24 protein-coding genes are annotated in these 20,113 nt (G+C 72.3%); 7 read left to right on the top strand and 17 right to left on the bottom strand.

Annotation, left to right across the window (positions count from 1 at the left end):
- Positions 1–2: 2 nt before the first annotated feature.
- The 6 genes from ACFQW6_RS19280 to ACFQW6_RS19255 form a co-directional block, all read right to left on the bottom strand.
- Entirely contained in the window at positions 3–599 is a 597-nt protein-coding gene (locus ACFQW6_RS19280) for an ATP/GTP-binding protein (RefSeq protein ID WP_056906137.1), read from the bottom strand.
- The gene (locus tag ACFQW6_RS19275) at positions 580–948 is read right to left on the bottom strand and encodes a DUF742 domain-containing protein (protein WP_378549275.1); all 369 of its coding nucleotides are present in this window, start codon (positions 946–948) and stop codon (positions 580–582) included. The genes ACFQW6_RS19280 and ACFQW6_RS19275 overlap by 20 nt, the downstream gene beginning before the upstream one ends.
- A 13-nt stretch (positions 949–961) precedes the next feature.
- Positions 962–1,399: a roadblock/LC7 domain-containing protein gene (locus ACFQW6_RS19270; RefSeq protein WP_172255993.1), complete on the bottom strand. Its 438-nt coding sequence runs from the start codon at positions 1,397–1,399 to the stop codon at positions 962–964.
- Entirely contained in the window at positions 1,396–4,716 is a 3,321-nt protein-coding gene (locus ACFQW6_RS19265) for an ATP-binding protein (protein WP_378549271.1), read from the bottom strand. The genes ACFQW6_RS19270 and ACFQW6_RS19265 overlap by 4 nt, the downstream gene beginning before the upstream one ends.
- A gap of 225 nt (positions 4,717–4,941) precedes the next feature.
- Positions 4,942–5,154, bottom strand: a complete 213-nt coding sequence (locus ACFQW6_RS19260; RefSeq protein ID WP_378549268.1) for a DUF2945 domain-containing protein — start codon at positions 5,152–5,154, stop codon at positions 4,942–4,944.
- Between the two features lie 41 nt (positions 5,155–5,195).
- Positions 5,196–5,756 (bottom strand): helix-turn-helix domain-containing protein, encoded by a 561-nt coding sequence (locus tag ACFQW6_RS19255; RefSeq protein WP_378549265.1) that lies wholly within the window; start codon positions 5,754–5,756, stop codon positions 5,196–5,198.
- A 66-nt stretch (positions 5,757–5,822) separates the two neighbouring features.
- Here ACFQW6_RS19255 and ACFQW6_RS19250 point away from each other — a divergent pair, with 66 nt between their 5' ends.
- Positions 5,823–7,391 carry a methyltransferase domain-containing protein gene (locus ACFQW6_RS19250; RefSeq protein WP_378549262.1) on the top strand — a complete coding sequence of 523 codons (1,569 nt, stop codon included), beginning with the start codon at positions 5,823–5,825 and terminating at the stop codon, positions 7,389–7,391.
- A 12-nt stretch (positions 7,392–7,403) separates the two neighbouring features.
- Here the strand turns inward: ACFQW6_RS19250 and ACFQW6_RS19245 are convergent, their stop codons facing one another.
- Positions 7,404–7,922 carry a gluconokinase gene (locus tag ACFQW6_RS19245; RefSeq protein WP_378549259.1) on the bottom strand — a complete coding sequence of 173 codons (519 nt, stop codon included), beginning with the start codon at positions 7,920–7,922 and terminating at the stop codon, positions 7,404–7,406.
- A 70-nt stretch (positions 7,923–7,992) separates the two neighbouring features.
- The gene (locus tag ACFQW6_RS19240; RefSeq protein WP_378549434.1) at positions 7,993–9,360 is read right to left on the bottom strand and encodes a GntP family permease; all 1,368 of its coding nucleotides are present in this window, start codon (positions 9,358–9,360) and stop codon (positions 7,993–7,995) included.
- A gap of 167 nt (positions 9,361–9,527) precedes the next feature.
- Between ACFQW6_RS19240 and ACFQW6_RS19235 the strand changes: the two genes are divergently transcribed.
- The gene (locus ACFQW6_RS19235) at positions 9,528–9,848 is read left to right on the top strand and encodes a WXG100 family type VII secretion target (protein WP_378549256.1); all 321 of its coding nucleotides are present in this window, start codon (positions 9,528–9,530) and stop codon (positions 9,846–9,848) included.
- A gap of 14 nt (positions 9,849–9,862) precedes the next feature.
- Here ACFQW6_RS19235 and ACFQW6_RS19230 read toward each other — a convergent pair whose 3' ends face one another.
- Positions 9,863–10,621, bottom strand: coding sequence for an MOSC domain-containing protein (locus ACFQW6_RS19230; RefSeq protein ID WP_378549254.1), 759 nt, complete (start codon positions 10,619–10,621; stop codon positions 9,863–9,865).
- Positions 10,622–10,681: 60 nt separating this feature from the next.
- Between ACFQW6_RS19230 and ACFQW6_RS19225 the strand changes: the two genes are divergently transcribed.
- Entirely contained in the window at positions 10,682–11,413 is a 732-nt protein-coding gene (locus ACFQW6_RS19225) for a matrixin family metalloprotease (RefSeq protein WP_378549251.1), read from the top strand.
- A 16-nt stretch (positions 11,414–11,429) separates the two neighbouring features.
- Here the strand turns inward: ACFQW6_RS19225 and ACFQW6_RS19220 are convergent, their stop codons facing one another.
- Genes ACFQW6_RS19220 through ACFQW6_RS19195 form a run of 6 tightly spaced genes read right to left on the bottom strand, consistent with a single transcriptional unit; the run spans position 11,430 to position 15,887 of the window.
- A complete protein-coding gene (locus ACFQW6_RS19220; RefSeq protein WP_378549248.1) occupies positions 11,430–12,914 on the bottom strand; it encodes a cryptochrome/photolyase family protein in 1,485 nt (494 codons plus the stop codon).
- 40 nt (positions 12,915–12,954) lie between these two features.
- A complete protein-coding gene (locus tag ACFQW6_RS19215) occupies positions 12,955–13,176 on the bottom strand; it encodes a hypothetical protein (RefSeq protein WP_378549245.1) in 222 nt (73 codons plus the stop codon).
- 60 nt (positions 13,177–13,236) lie between these two features.
- Positions 13,237–13,737: a DUF664 domain-containing protein gene (locus ACFQW6_RS19210; protein ID WP_378549242.1), complete on the bottom strand. Its 501-nt coding sequence runs from the start codon at positions 13,735–13,737 to the stop codon at positions 13,237–13,239.
- Positions 13,738–13,741: 4 nt separating this feature from the next.
- The gene (locus ACFQW6_RS19205) at positions 13,742–13,981 is read right to left on the bottom strand and encodes a hypothetical protein (protein ID WP_378549239.1); all 240 of its coding nucleotides are present in this window, start codon (positions 13,979–13,981) and stop codon (positions 13,742–13,744) included.
- A gap of 59 nt (positions 13,982–14,040) precedes the next feature.
- A complete protein-coding gene (locus ACFQW6_RS19200; RefSeq protein ID WP_378549236.1) occupies positions 14,041–14,715 on the bottom strand; it encodes a hypothetical protein in 675 nt (224 codons plus the stop codon).
- A 41-nt stretch (positions 14,716–14,756) separates the two neighbouring features.
- Positions 14,757–15,887 (bottom strand): serine hydrolase domain-containing protein, encoded by a 1,131-nt coding sequence (locus tag ACFQW6_RS19195; protein ID WP_378549233.1) that lies wholly within the window; start codon positions 15,885–15,887, stop codon positions 14,757–14,759.
- 66 nt (positions 15,888–15,953) lie between these two features.
- On the opposite strand from ACFQW6_RS19195, the gene ACFQW6_RS19190 reads away from it, so the two are divergent.
- Together ACFQW6_RS19190 and ACFQW6_RS19185 are read left to right on the top strand one after the other, a co-directional pair.
- Positions 15,954–16,322 (top strand): hypothetical protein, encoded by a 369-nt coding sequence (locus ACFQW6_RS19190; protein ID WP_378549230.1) that lies wholly within the window; start codon positions 15,954–15,956, stop codon positions 16,320–16,322.
- 40 nt (positions 16,323–16,362) lie between these two features.
- Positions 16,363–17,190 carry an oxidoreductase gene (locus ACFQW6_RS19185; RefSeq protein ID WP_378549227.1) on the top strand — a complete coding sequence of 276 codons (828 nt, stop codon included), beginning with the start codon at positions 16,363–16,365 and terminating at the stop codon, positions 17,188–17,190.
- A gap of 10 nt (positions 17,191–17,200) precedes the next feature.
- On the opposite strand, the gene ACFQW6_RS19180 is transcribed toward ACFQW6_RS19185, so the two are convergent.
- Positions 17,201–18,370 (bottom strand): hypothetical protein, encoded by a 1,170-nt coding sequence (locus ACFQW6_RS19180; RefSeq protein WP_378549224.1) that lies wholly within the window; start codon positions 18,368–18,370, stop codon positions 17,201–17,203.
- Between the two features lie 120 nt (positions 18,371–18,490).
- On the opposite strand from ACFQW6_RS19180, the gene ACFQW6_RS19175 reads away from it, so the two are divergent.
- Positions 18,491–18,910: a hypothetical protein gene (locus ACFQW6_RS19175; protein ID WP_378549221.1), complete on the top strand. Its 420-nt coding sequence runs from the start codon at positions 18,491–18,493 to the stop codon at positions 18,908–18,910.
- Positions 18,911–19,007: 97 nt separating this feature from the next.
- Positions 19,008–19,295 carry a hypothetical protein gene (locus ACFQW6_RS19170; RefSeq protein WP_378549219.1) on the top strand — a complete coding sequence of 96 codons (288 nt, stop codon included), beginning with the start codon at positions 19,008–19,010 and terminating at the stop codon, positions 19,293–19,295.
- A 9-nt stretch (positions 19,296–19,304) separates the two neighbouring features.
- Here the strand turns inward: ACFQW6_RS19170 and ACFQW6_RS19165 are convergent.
- On the bottom strand, positions 19,305–20,113 hold an 809-nt coding region (locus ACFQW6_RS19165; protein WP_378549217.1), incomplete at its 5' end, for a DUF222 domain-containing protein.

The raw sequence follows: 20,113 nt of genomic DNA, 5'->3' as shown, positions 1-20,113 counted from the left end.
CGTCAGTTCGCATTCACGGTGAGCGACTCGCGCAGTCGCATGAGGGCGTATTCGGTGATCTTCACGAGCGCACCCTTGGCCTGCTCGCGGTCGCGGGCGTCGAGGCTGATGATCGGTACGTCGGCGGGCAGGGCCAGCGCGGCGGCGATCTCCTCGGCGGGGTAGCGCGGGACGCCGTCGAACTCGTTGACGGCGACGATGAAGGGGATGCCCTTGGACTCGAAGTAGTCCAGCGGCGAGAACGACTCGTCGAGGCGCGCCACGTCGACCAGCACGATGGCGCCGATGGCGCCGCGGCACAGGTCGTCCCACATGAACCAGAAACGGCGCTGCCCGGGCGTGCCGAAGAGGTAGAGCACGAGGTCCTCGGCCAGGGTCAGGCGGCCGAAGTCCATCGCCACGGTGGTGGTGGCCTTGGTGGGCACGGCGGCGAGATCGTCGACGCCCTCGGACTCGTTGGTGACGAGTGCCTCGGTGCGCAGCGGGTCGATCTCCGACACGGCGCCGACGAGCGTCGACTTGCCGACGCCGAAGCCGCCTGCGATGACGATCTTCGTCGACGCGGCCGCACGCTGTGCCTTAGTAGTTTCGAAGTCCACGGAGGGTCCTTTCGATGAGCTCGAGTCGCTCATCTGTCGACGTGCTGTCGGTGATGGTGGCCTGGATGCGGACCAGGCCCTGCTCGATGAGGTCGCCCAGCAGCACCCGGGTGACGCCGATCGGCATCTTGGTGAGGGCCGACACCTCGGCCACGGAACGCCGGTCGCAGACCTCGAGAACCTGCGCAGCAGACGGAGAGAGCACAGGGGCTTCCGCACCCGCCTGCAGGCGGAGCGTGGCCTCCAAGGCCAGCTCGACCTTCGTGGCCGTCCGGCCTGCGGTGAGGGTGTAGGACCGGATCAGTCGAGGGCGGTAGCCCTCGTCCTCCGGCTCGGGTGGCGGCGTCATGGCGCGGGTCCGGTCAGCCGCCCGTACCGACGCGGGCCTGGGCCTCGACGGTACGTCCCACGCGGTCCACCAGCAGGGCCATCTCGTAGCCCACCTGGCCGATGTCGGCCTCCTCGGTCGTGAGCACGGTGAGGTTGGACCCGTCACCGACGCTCATGAGCATCAGGAAGCCCATCTCCATCTCGACGATGGTCTGCATCACCGAGCCGCCCTCGAAGAGGCGGGCGGCGCCGACCGCGAGGCTGGCCAGACCGGAGGAGACGGCCGCGACCTGCTCGGCGCGCTCGCCCGGGATGCTGGTGCTCGAGGCCATGAGGAGACCGTCGGCGGACACGAGGATCGCGTGCGCCGCGTCGGGTACGTCGTCGACGAATCGCGACATCACCCAGTCGAGGTCTCGGTCGTCACCAGCCGTGCTGGCGACGGGGGCGGCGGAGGTGTCGTGAGTCATGCTGGGCCTGCTTCCGTGTGCTGGGTGGAACTCTGGGCTGCTCGTCGACCGCGGGAGACTCCTGCGGTGTGCGACTGGAGACGGCGGCGGATTGCTTCGGGGTCACGCGTCTTGGCTGCCGTGGGCGGGGTCACGCTACCGGGAACGAGGCGCTCACCGGGGGCACGTCGCGGAAGTCCGACGGGTGTGGACTCGACGACCGGCGCCGGCTCGGAGACGTGCTCGGCGATCTCCCAGCCACGGTCGACCTCGGTCTCGTGCCACTCCCCCTTGCCCTCGCCGGCGAGCCAGCCGGAGCGCATGGACTTGAAGATCGGGGACTCGCCGCCGGCGCGGGCCGGCTCGGCGCCGTGCGACAGACCGTTGCTGCCGTGACCGTTCGAGCCGTTGCTGCCGTGGCCGTTGCTGCCGTTGGTGCCGTGGCCGTTGGTGCCGTGGCCGTTGAGGCCGTGGCCGTCCGTGAGGAGCGCGGCGGCGTCGTACGACGGCACCGGCTCGAGCTCGGGCTCCGGGCGCTCCTCGAGCTGGGGCTCGGGCTCGGCCGCGACCTCGCTGACGGGCTCCGGCTCGGGCTGGCTGACCGGCTGCGCCGGGCGGGCCCGGGTGCCGAGACCCAGCGGGTCGTCGGCGTCGACCTCGACCTCGCGGACCTGGGCGGCGGGCTCGGGCTCGACGGCGGGCTCGGGCTCGGTCTCGGTCTGCTCGGCGACAGCGGGCTCGTCGAAGGCGTCGGCGGGCAGCGGGTCGGACAGCGGGTCGTGGGCCCGGGCGGGCTGCTCGACCGGCTGCTCGACGGGGTGCTCGGTCGGCTCCTCGGCCACCGCCACCTCGGTCGGCTCAGCAGTCGCCTCCTGGACGGGGACCTCGGCGCTCCGCGCCTCCTGCTCGGCCTGCGCACGCTGACGCGAGGCCAGGGCGGTGATCGGGACGACGCGGGCGACCTTCTCGGCGCGCTCGGTCGCGGCGCCCCCGCCACCGGCGGAGTCAGCCTTGGCAGCGGGCTCAGCAGTGTCGGCGCGCTTGCCGAAGAGCGGGCCCGTGGCGCCGGAGGTCTCCGGCGGCAGGAAGGCGTCGGCACCCGTGCGGGGCATGTTGGCGCCGGGGTCGCGGCGCGGCAGGAGGGTGCCGAGCGGCGGGCGGTCCGGGGTCGGCTCCGACGCGGAGGCGGCAGCGGCCGAGGCGGCCGGTGCGGCAGGCGCGGCATCGGGCTGGGTGGACGCGTCGTCCGCTGCGGTCGTCGTACGGGTCGCAGCGACTGGCTCCAGGTCGGCCTCTGCCTTGGCGGCCTTCGCCTTGGCCTTGGCCTCGGCGGCGGCGGCGCGCTCGGCGGCCTTGGCCTCGGCCTTCTCGGCGCGAGCCCGGTTGCGGGCCTCGCGCTTGGAGACGACCGGGCCGGCTGCCGCGGCTCCGACGAGCTCGGCGGAGTCCGTCGACGTGGTGGACGGGCTGGACGGAGCAGCCGTGGTGGTCGCGGCCGGGGCGGCGGGCGCGCCGGACTGCGACACGTCGGGCAGCACCGACGGCGGGAGCACGACGCTGGCCGTCATGCCGCCACCCGGGTTGCGGGCCAGGTGGGCGGTGATGTCGTGGCGCTCGGCGAGGCGCGACACCACGAACAGGCCCATGCGGCGGGCGGTGTCGGGCGTGGCCTCGGCACCGTGCCGGAGGTCGCTGTTGAGCTGCTCGAGCTCGGCCGGGGGCACGCCCAGGCCGGAGTCGGTGATCGTGATGGTGACGCCCTCGGGGCCCTGCTTGGCGGCCAGGCGCACCGGCTCGGCCGGCGGCGAGAAGCTGAGCGCGTTGTCGACCAGCTCGGTGAGCAGGTGGACGACGTCCGGCGCGGCCTCGTCACCGACGCGGGTGTTGAGGTTGGAGAGGATCTGCACGCGCTGGTAGTCCTGCACACCGGACGTGGCCGCCTGCAGCGCCTCGCCGACCGTGAGGCTGAACTGGCCGGCGGCACGGTTCGGGGCGTCGGCGAGGATCAGCAGGGAGTCGGCCGTACGACGCATCCGCGAGGCGAGGTGGTCGAGGCGGAACAGCGACTCGAGGCGCTTGGGGTCCTCTTCGTCGTGCTCGAGGCGCTCGATCTGCGCGAGCTGCTGGTTGACCAGCGAGGTCGAGCGGCGCGAGAGCGTCACGAACATCGCGTTGACGGTCTGGCGGAGCTGGGCCTCACCGGAGGCGAGGTGGATGGCCTGGCGGTGGAGGTCGTCGACCGCTCGCGCGACCTGGCCGATCTCCTCGTTGGTGTGGACGTCGATCGTCTTGATCGGCTCTGGCTCCTGACCCGCGCGGATCCGGGCGACGGCGTCGGGCAGGCGGTGGCGGGCCACCGCGAGGGCGCCGTCGCGGACCTTGCCGATCGGGCCGAGGAGGCTGCGGGCGATGAAGAACGCGAGGGCGATCGCCGCGGCGAGCGCGAGGAGCGTGAGCACGGCGCCGACGAGGGCGTTGCGCTGGGCGGCACCGGCCGCGTCGTCGAGGGTCTCGGTCACACCGGTGACGAGCGTCTCGGTGATCTCGTCGTACGGCGCGTAGGCGTCGCGTCCGTCGAGGTCGGTGGCGGCGTCGTCGCGGATCTGCCCGGCGTGGCGGGTGTTCTGCTGGCGCAGGAGGGCGGTCTGGTCGTCCGCGCCGTCGACGGATCCCGCGAGACGGTCGATGGCCGCGGCCTCGACGCCGATCTCGGAGAACAGCTCCTGCGAGCTGGACTGCGAGAGCGTGGTCGCCAGGAGGCCCTGCTGGAGCGCGAGGGACAGCCGACCGCTCATGGTCTGGGAGAGCTGCTCGAGGCGGGGCTCGGGCGTCTCCTGGGCGGCGTTCACGCTGGTGATCAGCTGGGAGACGCTGGACTCGAGCTGACGCACGAGGGCGATCCAGGTGGCCGGGCCGAGCGTCTCGGCACCTTCGCCGCGCATGGCCTGGCTGAGGTCGAGCAGCGCGTTGACGTGGGCGGTCTGCAGCTCGTCGAGCTCGGCCCCGTCGCGGGTCTGGACCAGCGTCTCGGCGTTGGTCGAGATGTCGCTGATCGCGTCGATCAGGTCGCCCTGGCTGGCGGCGCTGTCGGACTGAGCGGCCACCATCGCCGTCTCGGACGCGGTCAGGTAGTCGACCGCGGGCTGGATGATCGTGACCTGCTGGGCGCTTCGCGCAGCCTGGCGCGAGTCGCCGTAGTCGCCGGCCACACGCAGGCCACCGAGGACGGCAGCGAGCAGCAGCGGGATCGCCAGAGCCAGGGCCATCTTCCGGCCCAGTGGCCATCCGGCGACCGAGAGACCCGTGCCCTTCCGGGCCTGGGCTGCATCCTGAGTCATGTGTGCCTCGCGTTAGGTGAGCGACTACGTCGAAGTCGAGAACGCGCCCTTGGGATCGGCGCAGGCTCAACCTAAGGAGTTCGGCGACATTCCGTGGCGTTTTCCGAGAACTCGGGTCACCGCGGTGTAAGGAACAAATCGAGGCCTTGTGCCTCCCGCCGCGCGGGCAACCGCGACCCGTTCGTCGACCACCCGGAGTGGGCGGCCGCGATCTGGAGCGACCGCTCAGGCGCGCTCGACCTCGCTCTGGAACTTGAGGACGGTGGTGCCGTCCTCCTGCTCGATGACGTACGCCGGGTCGTCGTCGCTGCCCTTGCGCTTCACCTTCGCGCCCTTGGTCGTGCGGGAGACCTCCTCGTGGTGGACCTCCTTCACGGTGCCCTCGGCCCACGAGGAGCCCCACTTCCACTTCACGGTCGTGCCGGTGCGGATCGCCATGGGTCCACCGTGCCACCGCGAGCCGGGGCCCGGCCCACCCCTCAGGAGCGGACGTGCATCCGTTCGCCCTGGGGGCCGAAGATCGCCAGCACCTCCGCCGGCATCGGTCCGGGGTTGCCGATCCAGTGCGGCGTGCGGGTGTCGAACTCGGCCACCTCGCCGGGCTCGAGCACGAGGTCGCGGGTGCCGAGCACCAGCCGGACCTTGCCGCTGAGGACGTAGAGCCACTCGTAGCCCTCGTGGGTCTGCAAGGTCGGGCGCGGGTCGTTCTCGACCGGCATCACCATCTTGAAGGACTGCAGGCCCCCGGGGCGGCGGGTCAGCGAGATGAAGGTGCGTCCGTGCCGCACGACCGGCTTGGAGCGGATTCGCGGGTCGCCGGTCTCCGGCGCGTCGACCAGCTCGTCGAGGGCGACGCGGTGCGCCCGGGCGAGCGGCAGCAGCAGCTCCAGGGTGGGCTTGCGCTGGCCCGACTCCAGCCGCGAGAGGGTGCTCACCGAGATGCCGGTCTCCTCGGCGAGGTCGGTCAGCGTCGCCTCCCGCTCGAGCCGCAGCTGGCGAAGCCGCGGGCCGACGGCGCGCAGCACTCCTTCGTCGTCCATGCGCCCATTTTGCCACTCCAGCAAGATTGTTTGTCAATCGCGCACGCCCTCCTGCATGCTCGGGGCATGAGCGAGAACGAGATGTACGACGTGGTGGTCATCGGTGGCGGCGCGGCCGGGCTGAGCGGTGCGATGGCGCTGGGCAGGTCGAAGCGGTCCGTGCTGGTGGTCGATGCGCGAGAGCCCCGCAACGCCCCCGCCGGCCACGCCCACAACTACCTGGGCCGCGAGGGCGTCTCACCGCTGGAGCTGCTCGCCACCGGCCGGGCCGAGGTGAGGTCGTACGGCGTCGACGTGGTCACCGACCGGGTGGTCGGCCTGTCCGGGGAGGCCGACTCCTTTCTGGTCACCACCGAGGGTGGCCGGAGGTACGGCGCCCGGCGGGTGCTGGTCACCGGTGGCGTCGTCGACGAGCTCCCCGACGTGCCGGGGTTGGCCGAGCGGTGGGGCGTCGACGTGCTGCACTGCCCCTACTGCCACGGCTGGGAGGTGCGTGACCGCGCGATCGGCGTGCTCGCGACGACCCCGATGGCCGGGCACCAGGCGATGCTCTTCCGCCAGCTCTCCGACGACGTGGTCATGGTCGTCCATGACGGCGTCGAGCTGCCCGACGAGGAGGTCGAGAAGCTGGGCGCGATCGGGGTGCGGTTCGCCGACGGCACGCCGCGTGAGGTGGTGACCAACGGCGACGCGCTGGTCGGACTCCGTCTGGCCGACGGCTCCCTGCTCGAGCGGGACGCGATCGTCGTCGCGACGAAGCCTCACGTGCGAGCCGACTTCCTCGGTCCGCTCGGCATCGAGCCGACGCCGTTCGAGATGGCCGGCGCGGTCCTCGGCTCCGTCATCGCGGTCGAGCCCACCGGTGCGACCGCGGTCCCCGGCATCTTCGCCGCCGGCAACGCGACCGACATCGCGATGACCCTGATGGCCTCGGCGGCCCACGGCAACCGAGTCGGCGCCTGGATCAACGCCGAGCTCGCCAACGCCGACGCGACGAAGGCCGTCGAGGCTCTCCGCGACGACTTCTTCGAGCAGCCGGCGTGGGAGGAGCGCTACTCGGGCGACCGCGTCTGGAGCGGGCGCGTCAACGTCCAGCTCGAGGCAGAGGCCGCCGACCTGGCGCCGGGCCGAGCGCTCGACGTCGGGTGCGGCGAGGGCGGCGATGCCCTGTGGCTGGCGCAGCACGGCTGGCAGGTCACCGCATCCGACTTCGCCGACGCGGCGCTGGAACGCGTCGCCCACCACGCCGCGGAGGGCGGGCTCGGCGACCGCGTCGAGACCAGGCGCATCGACGTGCGCACCTTCGAGCCCGACGGCGAGACGTGGGACCTCGTCACCTCGCACTTCGTGCACCTGCCCGACGGCGGCATGGTCGACGTCGTGCGCCGCCTGGCGGACGCGGTCGCACCCGGCGGCACCCTGCTCGTGGTCGGTCACGCGCCGAGCGACGTCCACACCGGCCTGCGGCACGGCCACCACTCGTTCATGCACACCGCCGACCAGCTGCTACCGGCGCTCGACGACGCATGGGAGGTGGAGGTGTGCGAGCTGCGGCCCCGGTCGCAGGCCCACCCGGAAACAGGCGAGGAGATCGACATCGCCGACGCCGTGCTCCGCGCGCGACGGGTCGCCTGACCGGACGGGCGGTCAGGCGAGGCCGAGCCGGGCGAGCACCATCGCGGCGAGGCGGTCGACCGGCAGCGCCGGGTCGACGTCCATCCCGTGCTCGTCCGGCGACAGAGGCTCGAGGGTGTCGAGCTGCGACTCCAGCAGGCTCGGTGGCATGAAGTGGTCGCGCGCGCTCATCCGCTCCAGCAGCATGTGCTTGTCGCCGGTGCAGTGGACGAAGAACGTGCCCTCTCCCCCGCGCCGCAGCACGTCGCGGTAGGCCTTGCGCAGGGCGCTGCAGGCGATGAGCGTCGGCTCACCGCGGGCGTCGCGCTCGGCGGTCCACGCCGCGAGCGACTCCAGCCACCCCCAGCGGTCGGCGTCCTTGAGCGGGATGCCCTTGCTCATCTTCGCGACGTTCTCCGGGGGGTGGAAGTCGTCGCCCTCGGCGAGCTCCCAGCCCAGCCGCTCCTGGACGGCGCGCGCCACGGTGGACTTCCCCGAGCCGGAGACGCCCATGAAGACGAGGTGGAGAGGCGATCCACCGGGGGTCGTCATCTCGGGGTCCCCGCGGCGTTGTTCGACGGAGGAGCGAAGCGGGGGAGACGAAGAACGTCGTGGGGTGTTCTCATCCGAGGGCCCAGAGGCCGAGGGACAGCACGAAGATGCTGACGCCGAGCGTGGTCTCCATGACGGTCCAGGTCCTCAGGGTGGTCTTCACGTCCATCCCGAAGAACCGGCCGACCAGCCAGAAGCCGGAGTCGTTGACGTGGGACAGGACGGTGGCCCCCGCCGCGATGGCCAGCACCAGCGCCACGAGCTGGAGGCTCGTCGGGTCGGCCTCGGCGACGCCTGCGGAGATGAGGCCGGCCGTGGTGGTCAGCGCGACCGTCGCGGAGCCCTGCGCGACGCGGAGGATGGTGGCGATGACGAACGCGCTCACGATGAGCGGCAGGCCGAGGTCGTCGAGCGAGTCCGACAGTGCGGCACCGATGCCGCTGTAGCGGAGCACGCCGCCGAACATGCCGCCGGCGCCGGTGATGAGGATGATCGCGCAGATGGGGCCGAGGGAGTCGTTGAGCAACGTCTCGGTCTCGGCCAACGAGTAGCGACGGACGGCCAGGGTGTACGTCGCGACGAGCAGCGCGATCAGCAGCGCCACGGGGGTTTGGCCGATGAAGACGAGTACGTCGGCCCAGGCGCCCTCCTCCTCGATCGTGCCGTTGGCCCGCAGGGTGGTGAGGACCGTGTTGGTGCCGATGAGCACGAGCGGGAGGAGCAGGATGCCGAGCACGTGCCAGAACGCCGGCGGGTTGTCGGTGTCGGCCTCGCGGCCGCCGGTCAGCACCGAGTCGTCGATCGGGACGTAGACCTTGCCGAGCCACGCGAGCGTGACGGCGTACACGCCGACGAACCAGGCGACGACGGCGACGACGACACCGGCCAGCAGCGCGAGGCCGATGCTGGCGTCGATCTCGGTGGCTGCCGTGACCGGCCCCGGGTGCGGCGGGACGATCGCGTGCATGGCAGCGAACGCGCCCGCGGCCGGGAGGGCGTACATCAGGACGGAGCCACCGAAGCGCTTGGCCACGGAGAAGATGATCGGGAGGAACACGACGAGCCCGGCGTCGAAGAAGATCGGCAGGCCGAACAGCAGGGCCGCGACGCCCAACGCCAGCGGGGCCCGCTTCTCGCCGAAGCGGTTGACCAGGGTGTCGGCGAGGACCTGCGCTCCCCCGGTCACCTCCAGCAGGCGGCCGATCATCACGCCGAGCCCGACGAGCAGCGCCACCGTGCCGAGCGTGCTGCCGAAGGCGGCTATCGCGATGGTCGGCACCTCGGCCACCGGCACGCCGGCCGCGACCGCGGTGCCGAAGCTGACGAGGACCAGCGCCACGAAGGCGTGCATGCGTAGCGCGATGATCAGGACGAGGAGCACGGCGACGGCGACGGCCGCGATGATCAGCAGCGTCGCCGAGCTGTAGACGGGGGTCATGGTGTCCACGTGGGAGCCTCCGAGGTGGGCTGGTGGGGTCGACCCAGCCTAGGACCTCCGCCGCGGAGCCTGCGGTGGCTCACCGAGGGTGAAAGGCCCCGTCTCGATTCTCTCCAGATCTCGTCAAGCGCGTGTAGGCCCACCCCGGGCGTGGGTAGTGGTCGTTCATGATCATCTCCGGCCACGTCCAGCACGACCGTTCGGGCCGCGCCGTGGTCTCCTCGTTCGCGGCCGCCCGCATCGCCGAGGTCGACGCCCGGCGGCGCGCCGCGGAGGCGACCATCGATGCCCTGGTCGCGGCCTGGCAGGGTGGCACCGCCCGGCACCAGGGCTCGGGCTGGCATGAGTGGGACAGCGCCGCTCGCGACGCCATCGACGCGCTGGCGGCGCTCCTCGGCTCGCTGGACCTCGCGCGCCAGGAGCTCACAGAGCTCGAGCACCGGCCGACGGTGCCGCGTCAGGTCGACCGCCGCGACGCCGACCGCTGACGACGCGCGGCCGGTCAGCGGACGACGGTGACCCGCCCGGGACGGGTGCACGTCGCGTAGACCCCCAGCACCGGCTCGCCGGCCCGGTTGGTCGGGCGCTCGCGTGCCAGGGCCTTCAGCAGTCGGACGTCCTTCGCGCCGGTCTGCGGGTGGTGGTCGACGACGGCGCACCGCGGGACCGGTCCGCCGATCCGCACCGTGGCCTCACCCACCACCACGTCGCGGCCCGCCCATGAGTCCTCGACGTAGGGCGTGTCGGTCTCGACGACCAGCGTCGCCCGGAAGCGGGAGGCCTGGTCCGCGAGGGTGTCCTGACCCGTACGTCGTGCCAGCTCACGCAGCGACGCCGTGCCGACGACGGTGAGCGGGTCGCCGAACACCACCCCGCCGCGAGGCGCTGCCGCGAGGTGCACGCGCCGCCCCAGCGAGGCGGAGAGGAGCTCGGCGTGCGGACCGTCGGTGAGCTCGAGGTCGACGGGACGGCCCCAGTAGTCGCAGGTGATGGTCCGGCCGTTCGTCTCGGCCCGCGCGACCGCGGACGCGCCGGTCGGGAGCGTCAGGGCGAGGACGTCCCCGTCCACCCGCGCCACGACGCCGATCAGGGCCGGGTGCTGCACGGTCCTCAGGACGCGCGCGGCGTCGACGTCGACCAGGCAGTAGGACCGGTCGCCGATGGCGCCCTGCTCGTCGAGGTCGACCGCGTCGAGGGCGAGGTGCCGCGTGCCCTTGACCGACGCGAACCCGGCTTGGCGTACGAGGAGCTCGGCCGGCATGCGGCCATGCTTCCACGCCTTCCACGCTCGACGCGGACGGAACTCGGCCAGACTGTCCGGGTGTCCCGCTCCTCGACCCGGCTGACCGTGGTGCTCACCGCCGCGGTGCTGGCTGCGGTCGTGGCGTGGCACCCGGCCGAGCAGCTCGACCCCGTGCGGCGCGCGGTGGGACTGGGGCCCGAGCGGCCGCTGCCGGCACCGAGCGTCGTACAGCAGAACGGGACCTTCACCTGGGCGATGACCCAGCCGGGCGGCGACGACCCGGTGGCCTGGGACCCGTGCGAGGAGATCCGCTACCGGATCAACCCGACCGACGAGCCGCCCGGCGGGAGCGAGCTGGTCCACCGGGCACTGGACCGGGCGAGCGCGGCGACCGGGCTGGCCTTCATCGACGAGGGCGAGACCGACGACCGGCCGTTCCCCGGGGGCGTGAAGCTCTTCGGGCGTCCGGACCCGGTCGTCATCGGGTGGGCCGACGCCACGGAGTACCCCGACCTCGCCGGCCAGGTCGCCGGAGTGGGCGGCGCGGTCGCCGAGCGCAGCAGCGGTGACCGGCTCCGGTTCGTCAGCGGGGGCATCGTCCTCGACGTCGAGGCGTTCACCGCCACGACCGTCGCGCAGCAGCCGCGGGTGATGGAGGGGATCGTCCTCCACGAGGTCGCCCACGTCGTCGGGCTCGGTCACGTCAGCGAGCCGATGGAGCTGATGTACGCCTCCAACACCGGGCAGGTCGAGCTCGGGCCCGGCGATCGTGAGGGCCTCGCCCGCCTCGGCTCCCTCCCCTGCCGCTGAGGACCGGAGAGCGACGTCAGGGGGCGCGGTTGCCCCGCGCGTCCTCCTGCTCGACGAGATCGGGGAGGTCCTTGAGCCGGTCGAGCCCGCGGACCGCACGGGACATGCGGTGGTTGCCCTCGAACCTCTCGCGGTGCCGGTCGAGGAACCACCAGTAGCCCGCGCTGAACGGGCACGCGTCCTCCCCCACCCGCACCTTGGGGTCGAAGCGGCACGACCCGCAGTGGTCGCTCATCGTGTTGATGTAGGCGCCGCCCGACGTGTAGGGCTTCGTCATCATCTGACCACCGTCGGCGTGCTGCGACATCCCGACGATGTTGGGCACCATCACCCAGTCGTAGCCGTCGACGAAGGACCGGTGGAACCAGTCGGTGACCTGCGCCGGTGCCCACCCGCGCTGCAGGGCGTACGACCCCAGCACCATCAGCCGCGGGATGTGGTGCACCCAGCCGTGCTCCGCCACTTGGTCGAGGGTGTGGGAGAGGCAGCGGGCGTCGGTCGCCGCGCCGTCGAGCTCGGCGAACCACTGCGGGATCCGCTGCCGGGCTGCCAACGCGTTCTCACGGCGGTAGCCGTCACCCATGTGCCAGTAGACGTGCCAGACGTAGTCGCGCCACCCGATGACCTGACGGACGAAGCCCTCGACGCTCTCGATCGGCGCCGCGCCGCTGCGGTAGGCCTCCTCCGCACGCTCGACGACCTCGAGCGGGTCGAGGAGGCCGAGGTTCATCGGCGCGCTGATGAGGCTGTGCGCCATCCACGGGTCGCCCTCGAGGATCGCGTCCTCGTGCGCTCCGAACTCCGGGAGCCGGTGCTCCACGAAGTGCTCGAGCGCCGCCAGCGCCTGGCCTCGGGTCGCCGGGAAGATCCGCGGCCCGTCCCGCCCGATGAACGACACTTCGCCGTCGCGCTCCCAGCGGTCGAGGTCCTCGCGCACCTGCGCGTCGATGGCGTCCTCGCTCGGCCACCACGGCTCGGTGACCCCGAGGGTGTCGGCGCCCTTGGGCGGCGGTTGGCGGTTGTCGTGGTCGAAGTTCCACTGGCCGCCGGCAGGCTCCCCGCCGTCGAGGAGCACGCCGTGCGCCTGACGCGCCCGCCGGTAGAAGTCCTCCATGAGCAGCCGCTTGCCGCGTCGGGCCTCGGCCCAGCGCTCGAAGTCCTCCCTGGCGGTCGCGAAACCGCGCGGTGGCAGGACGGTGCAGCCGAGCCGCTCGACCAGCCCCAGTGCGGCGTACGACGTCGGGTGCACGACCTGGACGTCACCGCCGACGGAAATATGGGGGCGCACCACCTCGGCGTACGTCTCCGCCTGCACGTAGGTCAGCCGGTCACCGAGCTCGGCGGCGCGGTGCCGCATCGCGCTCAGCACGAGGTGCGCCTTGGCCCGGTGGAAGCGCCGACGCCGGAAGACGCCGGTCGACTCCACCATCAGCAGTGGGCCGCGGTGGTCGTCGACGAAGTGCGGTCCGAGCTGGTCGCCGAAAAGCCACCGCGTCGCCATGCGGCCAGCCTAGGCAGCCGCCCGAGCGGGCGGCAGCGCCTCAGAGGTGGTGCAGCTTGGGGTACGGGTGTGCGATCCGCACGGTCTTCGACCCGAAGTCCGCGGTCACCGCGGCGCTGTCGACGTGGGTCACCTGCCCGAGGCCGTAGATGTCGTGGGTGACGCGGTCGCCGACCTCGAACACCTCGACGACCGGCTCCACAGCCGGCTTGAACGGACTGCTGGCAAGGTGCTTCGGCCGTCGGCCGCTCGGAGTGGTCATCACCCCCAAGTATGGCCCTCCCGAGCCGTTTGTGGGGCATCCCGGGCGGAATCGATGCTCTCAGCCCCGGAGAAGCCCCTTCACGTACGCCGCCTGGCCCAGGTGCTGGAGGCAGTCGCCCTGGATGCTGATCAGCCGCTGTCCCGCGGTGACCGGCGGGTCCCACCGCTGGTCGACCTCGCGCTCGAGCTCCGCCTCGTCGACGGTCTGCAGGTAGCGCGCAGTCGCGAGCGTGACCTCGTGGTGGTACTCCGCGAGCAGCGCCGGGTCCTCGATCCGCACCGCGTCGACCTGCTCGCTGGTGTGGCCGTAGCCGATGTCGCCGGTGCCGTTGGGCAGGCCGAAGCGGTCCTGGAACCGCTCCCAGACCTGCGGCTGCCCGGCGAGGTCGGCGACGTGGTCGTCCTGCACCCGCGCCAGGTGCCACAGCAGCCACCCGACCGGGTTGCCGGTGCCGCCCGGACGGTAGTGGAGGGTCTCGTCGTCGAGGTCGTCGGTGATGCCGGCGTACAGCTCCGTGATGCGACCGAAGCCCTCGGTCAGCAGCCCGCGCACGTCCACGACGTCACTCCACCGGCGCCGCGGACCGGACCTGCGGAGCCGAGGACTTCTCGTCCTTCATGTCGTCGATCTCGGAAAGGATGCGCGAGCGCTCGTCGTCGTCCAGCCGGACGCCGGCCTTGCGGAGTCCCTCGTCGAGCTGGTCGGCGATCATCGGGTCGTCGGCGCTGTACTGCCAGGAGCTGACCTCCTCGACCACCCGCTGCGCGGCCTCGATCGCTGCCTGCTGCTTCTCGTCGGTCATGCCACCACGGTAGTTAGCCTCGAGGGCGGGACAACCGTCCAACGGGGTGTGTCAGCGGCTCACGACCACCCGCTCACGAGCCCCACCTGACCCTGCTCGAAGGACGCCCGCCAGTCGTCGACCAGCCACCCGTCACCATCCGGCACCAGCACGTACCTCCCGGAGCGGGTGACCGGCAGCAGCAGGTGTCGGCCACTGTCGTCACCGCGCTCCTCGAGCACCAGCCCCGTCTGCAGGTCGAAGGCCAGCACCAGCGCCTGCCCGTCGAGGTCGGCCGTCGCCGGACCCACGCGGGTGCCGAAGACGTGGGGCAGGTCGTCCGCGCGCCGGTAGCCGCGGGGCACGCGGCTGACGTCGTGCAGCGTCAGGCCGGTCAGGTCGTCGTGCTTCCTCCGCGCGGCGTCGGTCAGGATCACCCGGACGCTCCTCAGGTCGCGCCCGTCCTGCTCCGGGACCGGGAGGGCGAGCGAGGTCCGGGTCTGCTCGAGCGCCAGGTCCGCGAGCATGCAGTACGCCGCCATCACCTGCTCCGCACCGAACTCCTCTGCTGCCGGGCCGGTGAACGGCTCGGCGCCGGGGACGCAGGGCAGAGGGGCGTCGGCCGGGGGCGACGGGGTCGGCGTGGCTGTCGGTGTCGACGTCACCGCCGACGTCGCGCCGCTCTCGGGATCCTCACCACCGCAGCCCGCGAGCACCAGCGCGACCGCCGCCGTCGCGAGCGTGCTCCGCAGCATGGGCTCCCCCTCTCGTGCCGGGAGAGTACCCCCCGCCCCGGTCAGCCGTGCGTGTCCAGCGTGGCCGTCCAGAACGCCTTCAGCAGCTCCTCGACGCCGGGCGAGCCGAGCACCACCTGGGTCAGGAGGACCGCGACGGTCCCGTCGGGATGGACGTACGCCGACGTGCCGGTGCCGCCGACCCATCCGTAGCGACCGACGACGTTCCACGGGTCGATCAGCTCGGTGTCGACACCGCCACCGAACCCCCACCCCTGGCCGTCGAGGAAGAAGCCGCCCATCTCCCGGTGTCGCGGCGTCGTGTGGTCGGTCGTCATCTGGCGCACCGACTCCTCGCTCAGCACGTCGCCGCCCCCGGAGAGCAGCATCCGCCCGAAGGCCAGCCAGTCGTCCGCGGTGGTGACCAACCCGCCCGACCCGGAGGGAAAGGCCGGCGGGCGCGTGAAGAACCCCTCTGGCTCGTCGCGCACGACGAGCCCGCCGTCGACGGCGCCGTACATCGTCGTGAGGCGGTCGACCTTGTCGGCGGGCACGTGGAAGCCCGTGTCCGCCATGCCGAGCGGGTCGAGCAGCCGCTCGGCCATCACGTCGGCGAGGCCCTGCCCGGTCGCGCGCGCGACGAGGACGCCGAGCACGTCGTAGGAGGCGTTGTAGGTCCAGCCGTCGCCCGGCTGGTGCATCAGCGGGATCGTCGCGAGCCGGCGCATCCACTCGTCCGGCGCCGGGACCTCGTGGATGTCGTCCGCCGCCTGGTGCAGCCGCTCCATCAGCAGCGACGTCACCGCCGACTCCCACGTGCAGAAGCCGTGACCCGCGGTCCCGGCGAGCAGGTGCCGGGCGGTGATCGGCCGGTCGCACCCGACCGTGTCGTCGAGCGGGCTCGCCAGGGTCCGCAGCACCCGCGGCTCCGCGAGCTCGGGGAGCAGGTCGGCGACCGGGGCGTCGAGGTCGATGCGGCCGTCCTCGACCAGTGCCATCGTCAGCGCGGCCGTCACCGGCTTGGTGATCGAGGCCCCGCGGAACAGCGAGTCGCGCCCCATCGGCGTACCGCTCGAGTCCCGGGTGCCGAGGGTGACGACCTCGACGTCCGCGCCCCGCGCCACGAGGGCGACGAGGCCAGGGATGTCACCGGAGTCCACGAACGGTTGGAGCGTCGCCTCGAGGTCCGCCATGGTCCGCACCGTACGCCCGTCCCTCCGGGTGTGGCTGCTCCTGTGACGGCGGAGCACGGTGGAGGCATGGCTGTGACGAGCTTCCAGGACCTGCCGCTGGCCGACCGCGATCGCGAGTGGGACGGCGACGCCGCCGAGAAGCGCGTGCGCGAGTGGGCGGGCGCCGAGGACGGGCCCAACGAGAAGTACCGCGACGCCCACGTCTGGTACGACGCCGACAAGAAGGACAACTTCACCGCCTACAAGCTGCTCGTCGCCGACGTGGTGGACGGCCGGCTGCGCGCCGTGCCGCGTGGCGTGATGGCGGCCGGCAACGTGATGGCGGGCGGGCGCGGTGGGGTCGACCTGCCGTCGAAGGACGTCGACCGCGTCAAGAGCCACCTCGCGAAGTACTACGCCAAAATGGGCGACGACGCCCCGTGGGAGCGCGACTGACACGACGGACGACCGTGGGACGCGCGCCTACGATCGCTCCATGACCTCCCCCGTCGCCCTCGTCACTGGTGGCTCGTCCGGCATCGGCGAGAGCACCGCACGCGCCCTGCTGGCCAAGGGCTTCGTCGTGTACGCCGTCGCCCGCCGCGTCGACCGGATGGCCGCCCTGTCCGAGCTCGGGGTGCACACCTACGCGATGGACGTCACCGACGACGCCTCGATGGTGGCCGGCATCGACCGGATCGTCGACGAGCAGGGCCGCATCGACGTCCTGGTCAACAACGCCGGCTACGGCTCGTACGGCGCCGTCGAGGACGTGCCGATCGACGAGGCGCGGCGACAGTTCGAGGTCAACGTCTTCGGCCTCGCCCGTCTTGTCCAGCTCGTCACGCCGCACATGCGCGCCCAGGGGTCGGGGCGGATCATCAACATCTCCTCGATCGGCGGGAAGTTCTACGAGCCGTTCGGCGCGTGGTACCACGCCACCAAGTTCGCCGTGGAGGGCTTCAGCGACAGCCTCCGCATGGAGCTGCGGCCCTTCGGCATCCAGGTCGTTCTCATCGAGCCCGGCCCGATCCGCACGGAGTGGAACGAGATCGCCCGCGACTCGCTGCTCGAGCGGTCCGGTGACGGGCCGTACGCGTCGTACGCCCGTCACGCCCACGGCGTCATGGAGCGCTTCGACGAACCGTCTCGTGCCTCGACCCCCGAGGAGGTGGCGGACAAGATCGTGAAGGCCGCGCTGGCGAAGCGGCCGGCCGCGCGTTACCCCGTCGGCCGCGGCGCGCGGATGATCACGACGTCGCGCGACCTGCTGCCCGACCGGGTCTTCGACGAGGTCGTCAGCCGGACCTACGGGACGCGGTAGCCGCCCGCTCTCATCCAGCGGCCCGGCACGCCTCGGCGAAGTCGAGGAGCAGGCCACGCGCGGGCTCGTGCACCAGCGTCGCCCACCGCGCCCAGACGTCGTACTGGCCCTCGCGCACGAGCATCCTGCGCGCGTCGGACCGCGCGCCTGGCTGGAGGACCGCCGCCGCGACGTGCGACGCGTCGGACTGCTTCACGCCGCCGTCGGCGGCCCGCCGCAGGATGCGGAAGGCCGCCCGCGGGATCTCGTCGCGTCCCGACCTGAGCTGCGCGGTGACCCGCTCGAGGTCGGCGGGCGCCGTGCCGATCCTGAGCAGGTCGATCCCCAGGACGTCGGTCACCAGCTCGTGGTCGGCGCGCATGAGGTCACGCTCCACGAACCTGCCCTCGTCGAGCGCCTCCTTGATGCGCATCCACGGTTGCGGCGCTCCGGCCACGTCTCGGGCCACGTGCTCGGCCACAGCGAGCGGCGGGGTGTCGAACATGAGCAGGTCGTCGACACCGCTCGGCACCAGACGCCCGAGGACCCACCCCTCGTCACCGGCGTTCGACCGGGCGCCGAGGTCGAGCACCTCGAGCCAGGCGCCGGCAGCCGGGTCGTGGACGCGCAGGCGCCCGCCGGGCAGGCTCGCGCCGACCTCGTAGCCGCCGAGTCGTGCTCCCACCCAGGACCGCGCCAGCTCGGCGTGCTCGGCGAGGCGACCCGTCGCGAGCTCGTCCACGAAACGCTCCAGCCCGCCCATCTCATGGACGAGGACCTGGTGGAACAGCCACGACTCCGAGGCGACCCATGCGATCACCCTGACCGGGTCGCCCCCATCGGCGTGGCAGTCTGCGAGCTGGTCGTCGTGAAAGGTCTCGATGGCGTACTTCAGCGCCAGCCGCTGCATGGTCCCCGTCTCCGTGTCGGGATCCTCGCAGCGGATGGCCTGGTAGGCGATCCAGCGCGCCCACACCCACTCCGGGACGTGATCGCCGAGCGAGGCGAGCTGGGTGAGCAGCACGTGGTGCCGACTGCGGAGGTTGAGCGCCGGGACGGAGGAGTGCAGCTCCAGGGCGCGGGCGGCATCGCCGCTCCGCTCGGCAGCGAGGGACTGCGCCACGAGGTCGAGGTGGGCTTTGGTCATCCGGTCGGCGACGCGGGGCAGCCGGCGAAAGCCGGGAGTGTGGTTCCGAGACATGCCTCCACCCAAGGCCCGTGCCGATAGCCGCCACAACCCGCTCGACCGGATCTGTGGACAGCCGCGGACCCTGTGGAGACTCGTTCGCCACCCGCCTCTTCCGCGGGCACTCTCGACGTCATGTACGAACCAGTCCTCACCACCCAGTCGCAGCTGGAGCGCGCGTGGCGCAAGCTGATGGGCCCGTGGAGCTACGGCGGCCACAGCGTCTGGATGATGCTCATCGTCGACGACCGCCCGCTGCCACAGCTCACCGAGATCGCAGACGCGGCGCACCCACCCCATCCCGAGGAGCTCGACGGCCTCGCGAAGCTCCTGGCCATGCTCGACCGCGAGGTCGCACCCGGCCTCCGCGTCGCGTTCCTCCGCTCCCGGCCGGGCAAGGACACCATCACCGACACCGACCGCGCCTGGGCGACGAGCCTGTACGCCGCCGCACGCCGCGCATCCGTGCCGTGCGAGGTCGTGCACCTCGCCACCCGTGGGGTGATCCGCCCGATCCCCGCCGATGTGGTCGGGATCCGGCAGTCGTCGGCGTGAGAGTTGAGGACCAGGAGCCCATGCCGCTCTTGGTCGACGAGGCGCTCGCGCTGCTCGACCAGGCTGGCCCCACCTCGGACGACGATTCCTGAGGGCCGTGCATGTCGCGTACCTCGCCTGCGGTGGCCGCGGAGACAAGGCCCTCGAGAGGGTCGCCGATGCCCTCGAGGAAGTCGGTCGGCTGCGCGAGGCGATGCGGTGGTTCACGATCGGGCTTCGCGATCTCGACCCGCAGCAGGACCTTCCCGCCTTCGAGGAGGAGTACGCGCTCATGGGCCGCTCGCGCGTCCGGCGGGCGCTCGACCTGCCGCCCGACCACTACGACGTGCTGGCACGCGAGACCCTGGACGCACGTCGAGCGAGGTGGACCGACGACGGGAACTGAAGCGCCGGCCTATCTGCGAAGGTGGAAGGCGAAGGCGCCTCCCGGCGAGCGCTCGACCCGGTACCTCGCGTCATGCACGCGATGGTGGTGATGACTGCAGAGCAGGACGCCGTCGGCGAGGTCGGTGCGGCCGCCACGCTGCCAAGGGTCGAGGTGGTGGGCCTCGCACCAGGTGGCTGGGATGTCGCAGCCCTCGGCACGACAGGTCCGGTCACGGACGAGAAGGGCCTTGCGTTGGGTCGGGGTGAAGAGGCGTCTGGTCCGGCCGAGGTCGAGGGGGAGACTGTCTCCGCCGAGGACGACGGGCAGGATCTTCGCGGTGCAGGCCAGGCGTCGGGCCTGGGCGGCGGTGATGCGGTCACCGGTGAGGTCGTCGCCGGGGACGAGGCCGGCGCCCAGGAGGTCGGCGGTGGCGAGGTCCGCCTTCAGCGCGTCATGGGAGACGGTCACCACGAGCGTGGTGGCGTCCCCGCCGTGGATCGGGAGGCGGGTCGGGTTGAGGGACTCGAGGAGCTGGACGAACGCGTGGCCCATCCGCTTGGGATACGCCGGCCGCGCCACCGGGTCACCCGGCGTGGGCCCGGGGTGGGGAGTCGACGGGGCGTGCTGCTCGCGCTCGACGCGGGGGTTGCTGAACGCTTCGAGGTAGGTCGCGAACCGGGTCGCGGCGGCGTCCGGGACCCGGGAGCAGATCCGGGTGGTGCCGTCACCGAGGCGACGCATCGTCAACCGGGTCTGCTGCTCGGCGTGGGCCTCGAGGTCGGCCAGGCGGGCGGCTTCGGCGGCCTCGGCGACCTCGGGGGCGACGACGTCGAGGA

Source organism: Nocardioides sp. GCM10028917, assembly GCF_042666175.1.
Lineage (GTDB): Bacteria > Actinomycetota > Actinomycetes > Propionibacteriales > Nocardioidaceae > Nocardioides.
This window is presented reverse-complemented; position numbering and strand designations above follow the sequence as displayed.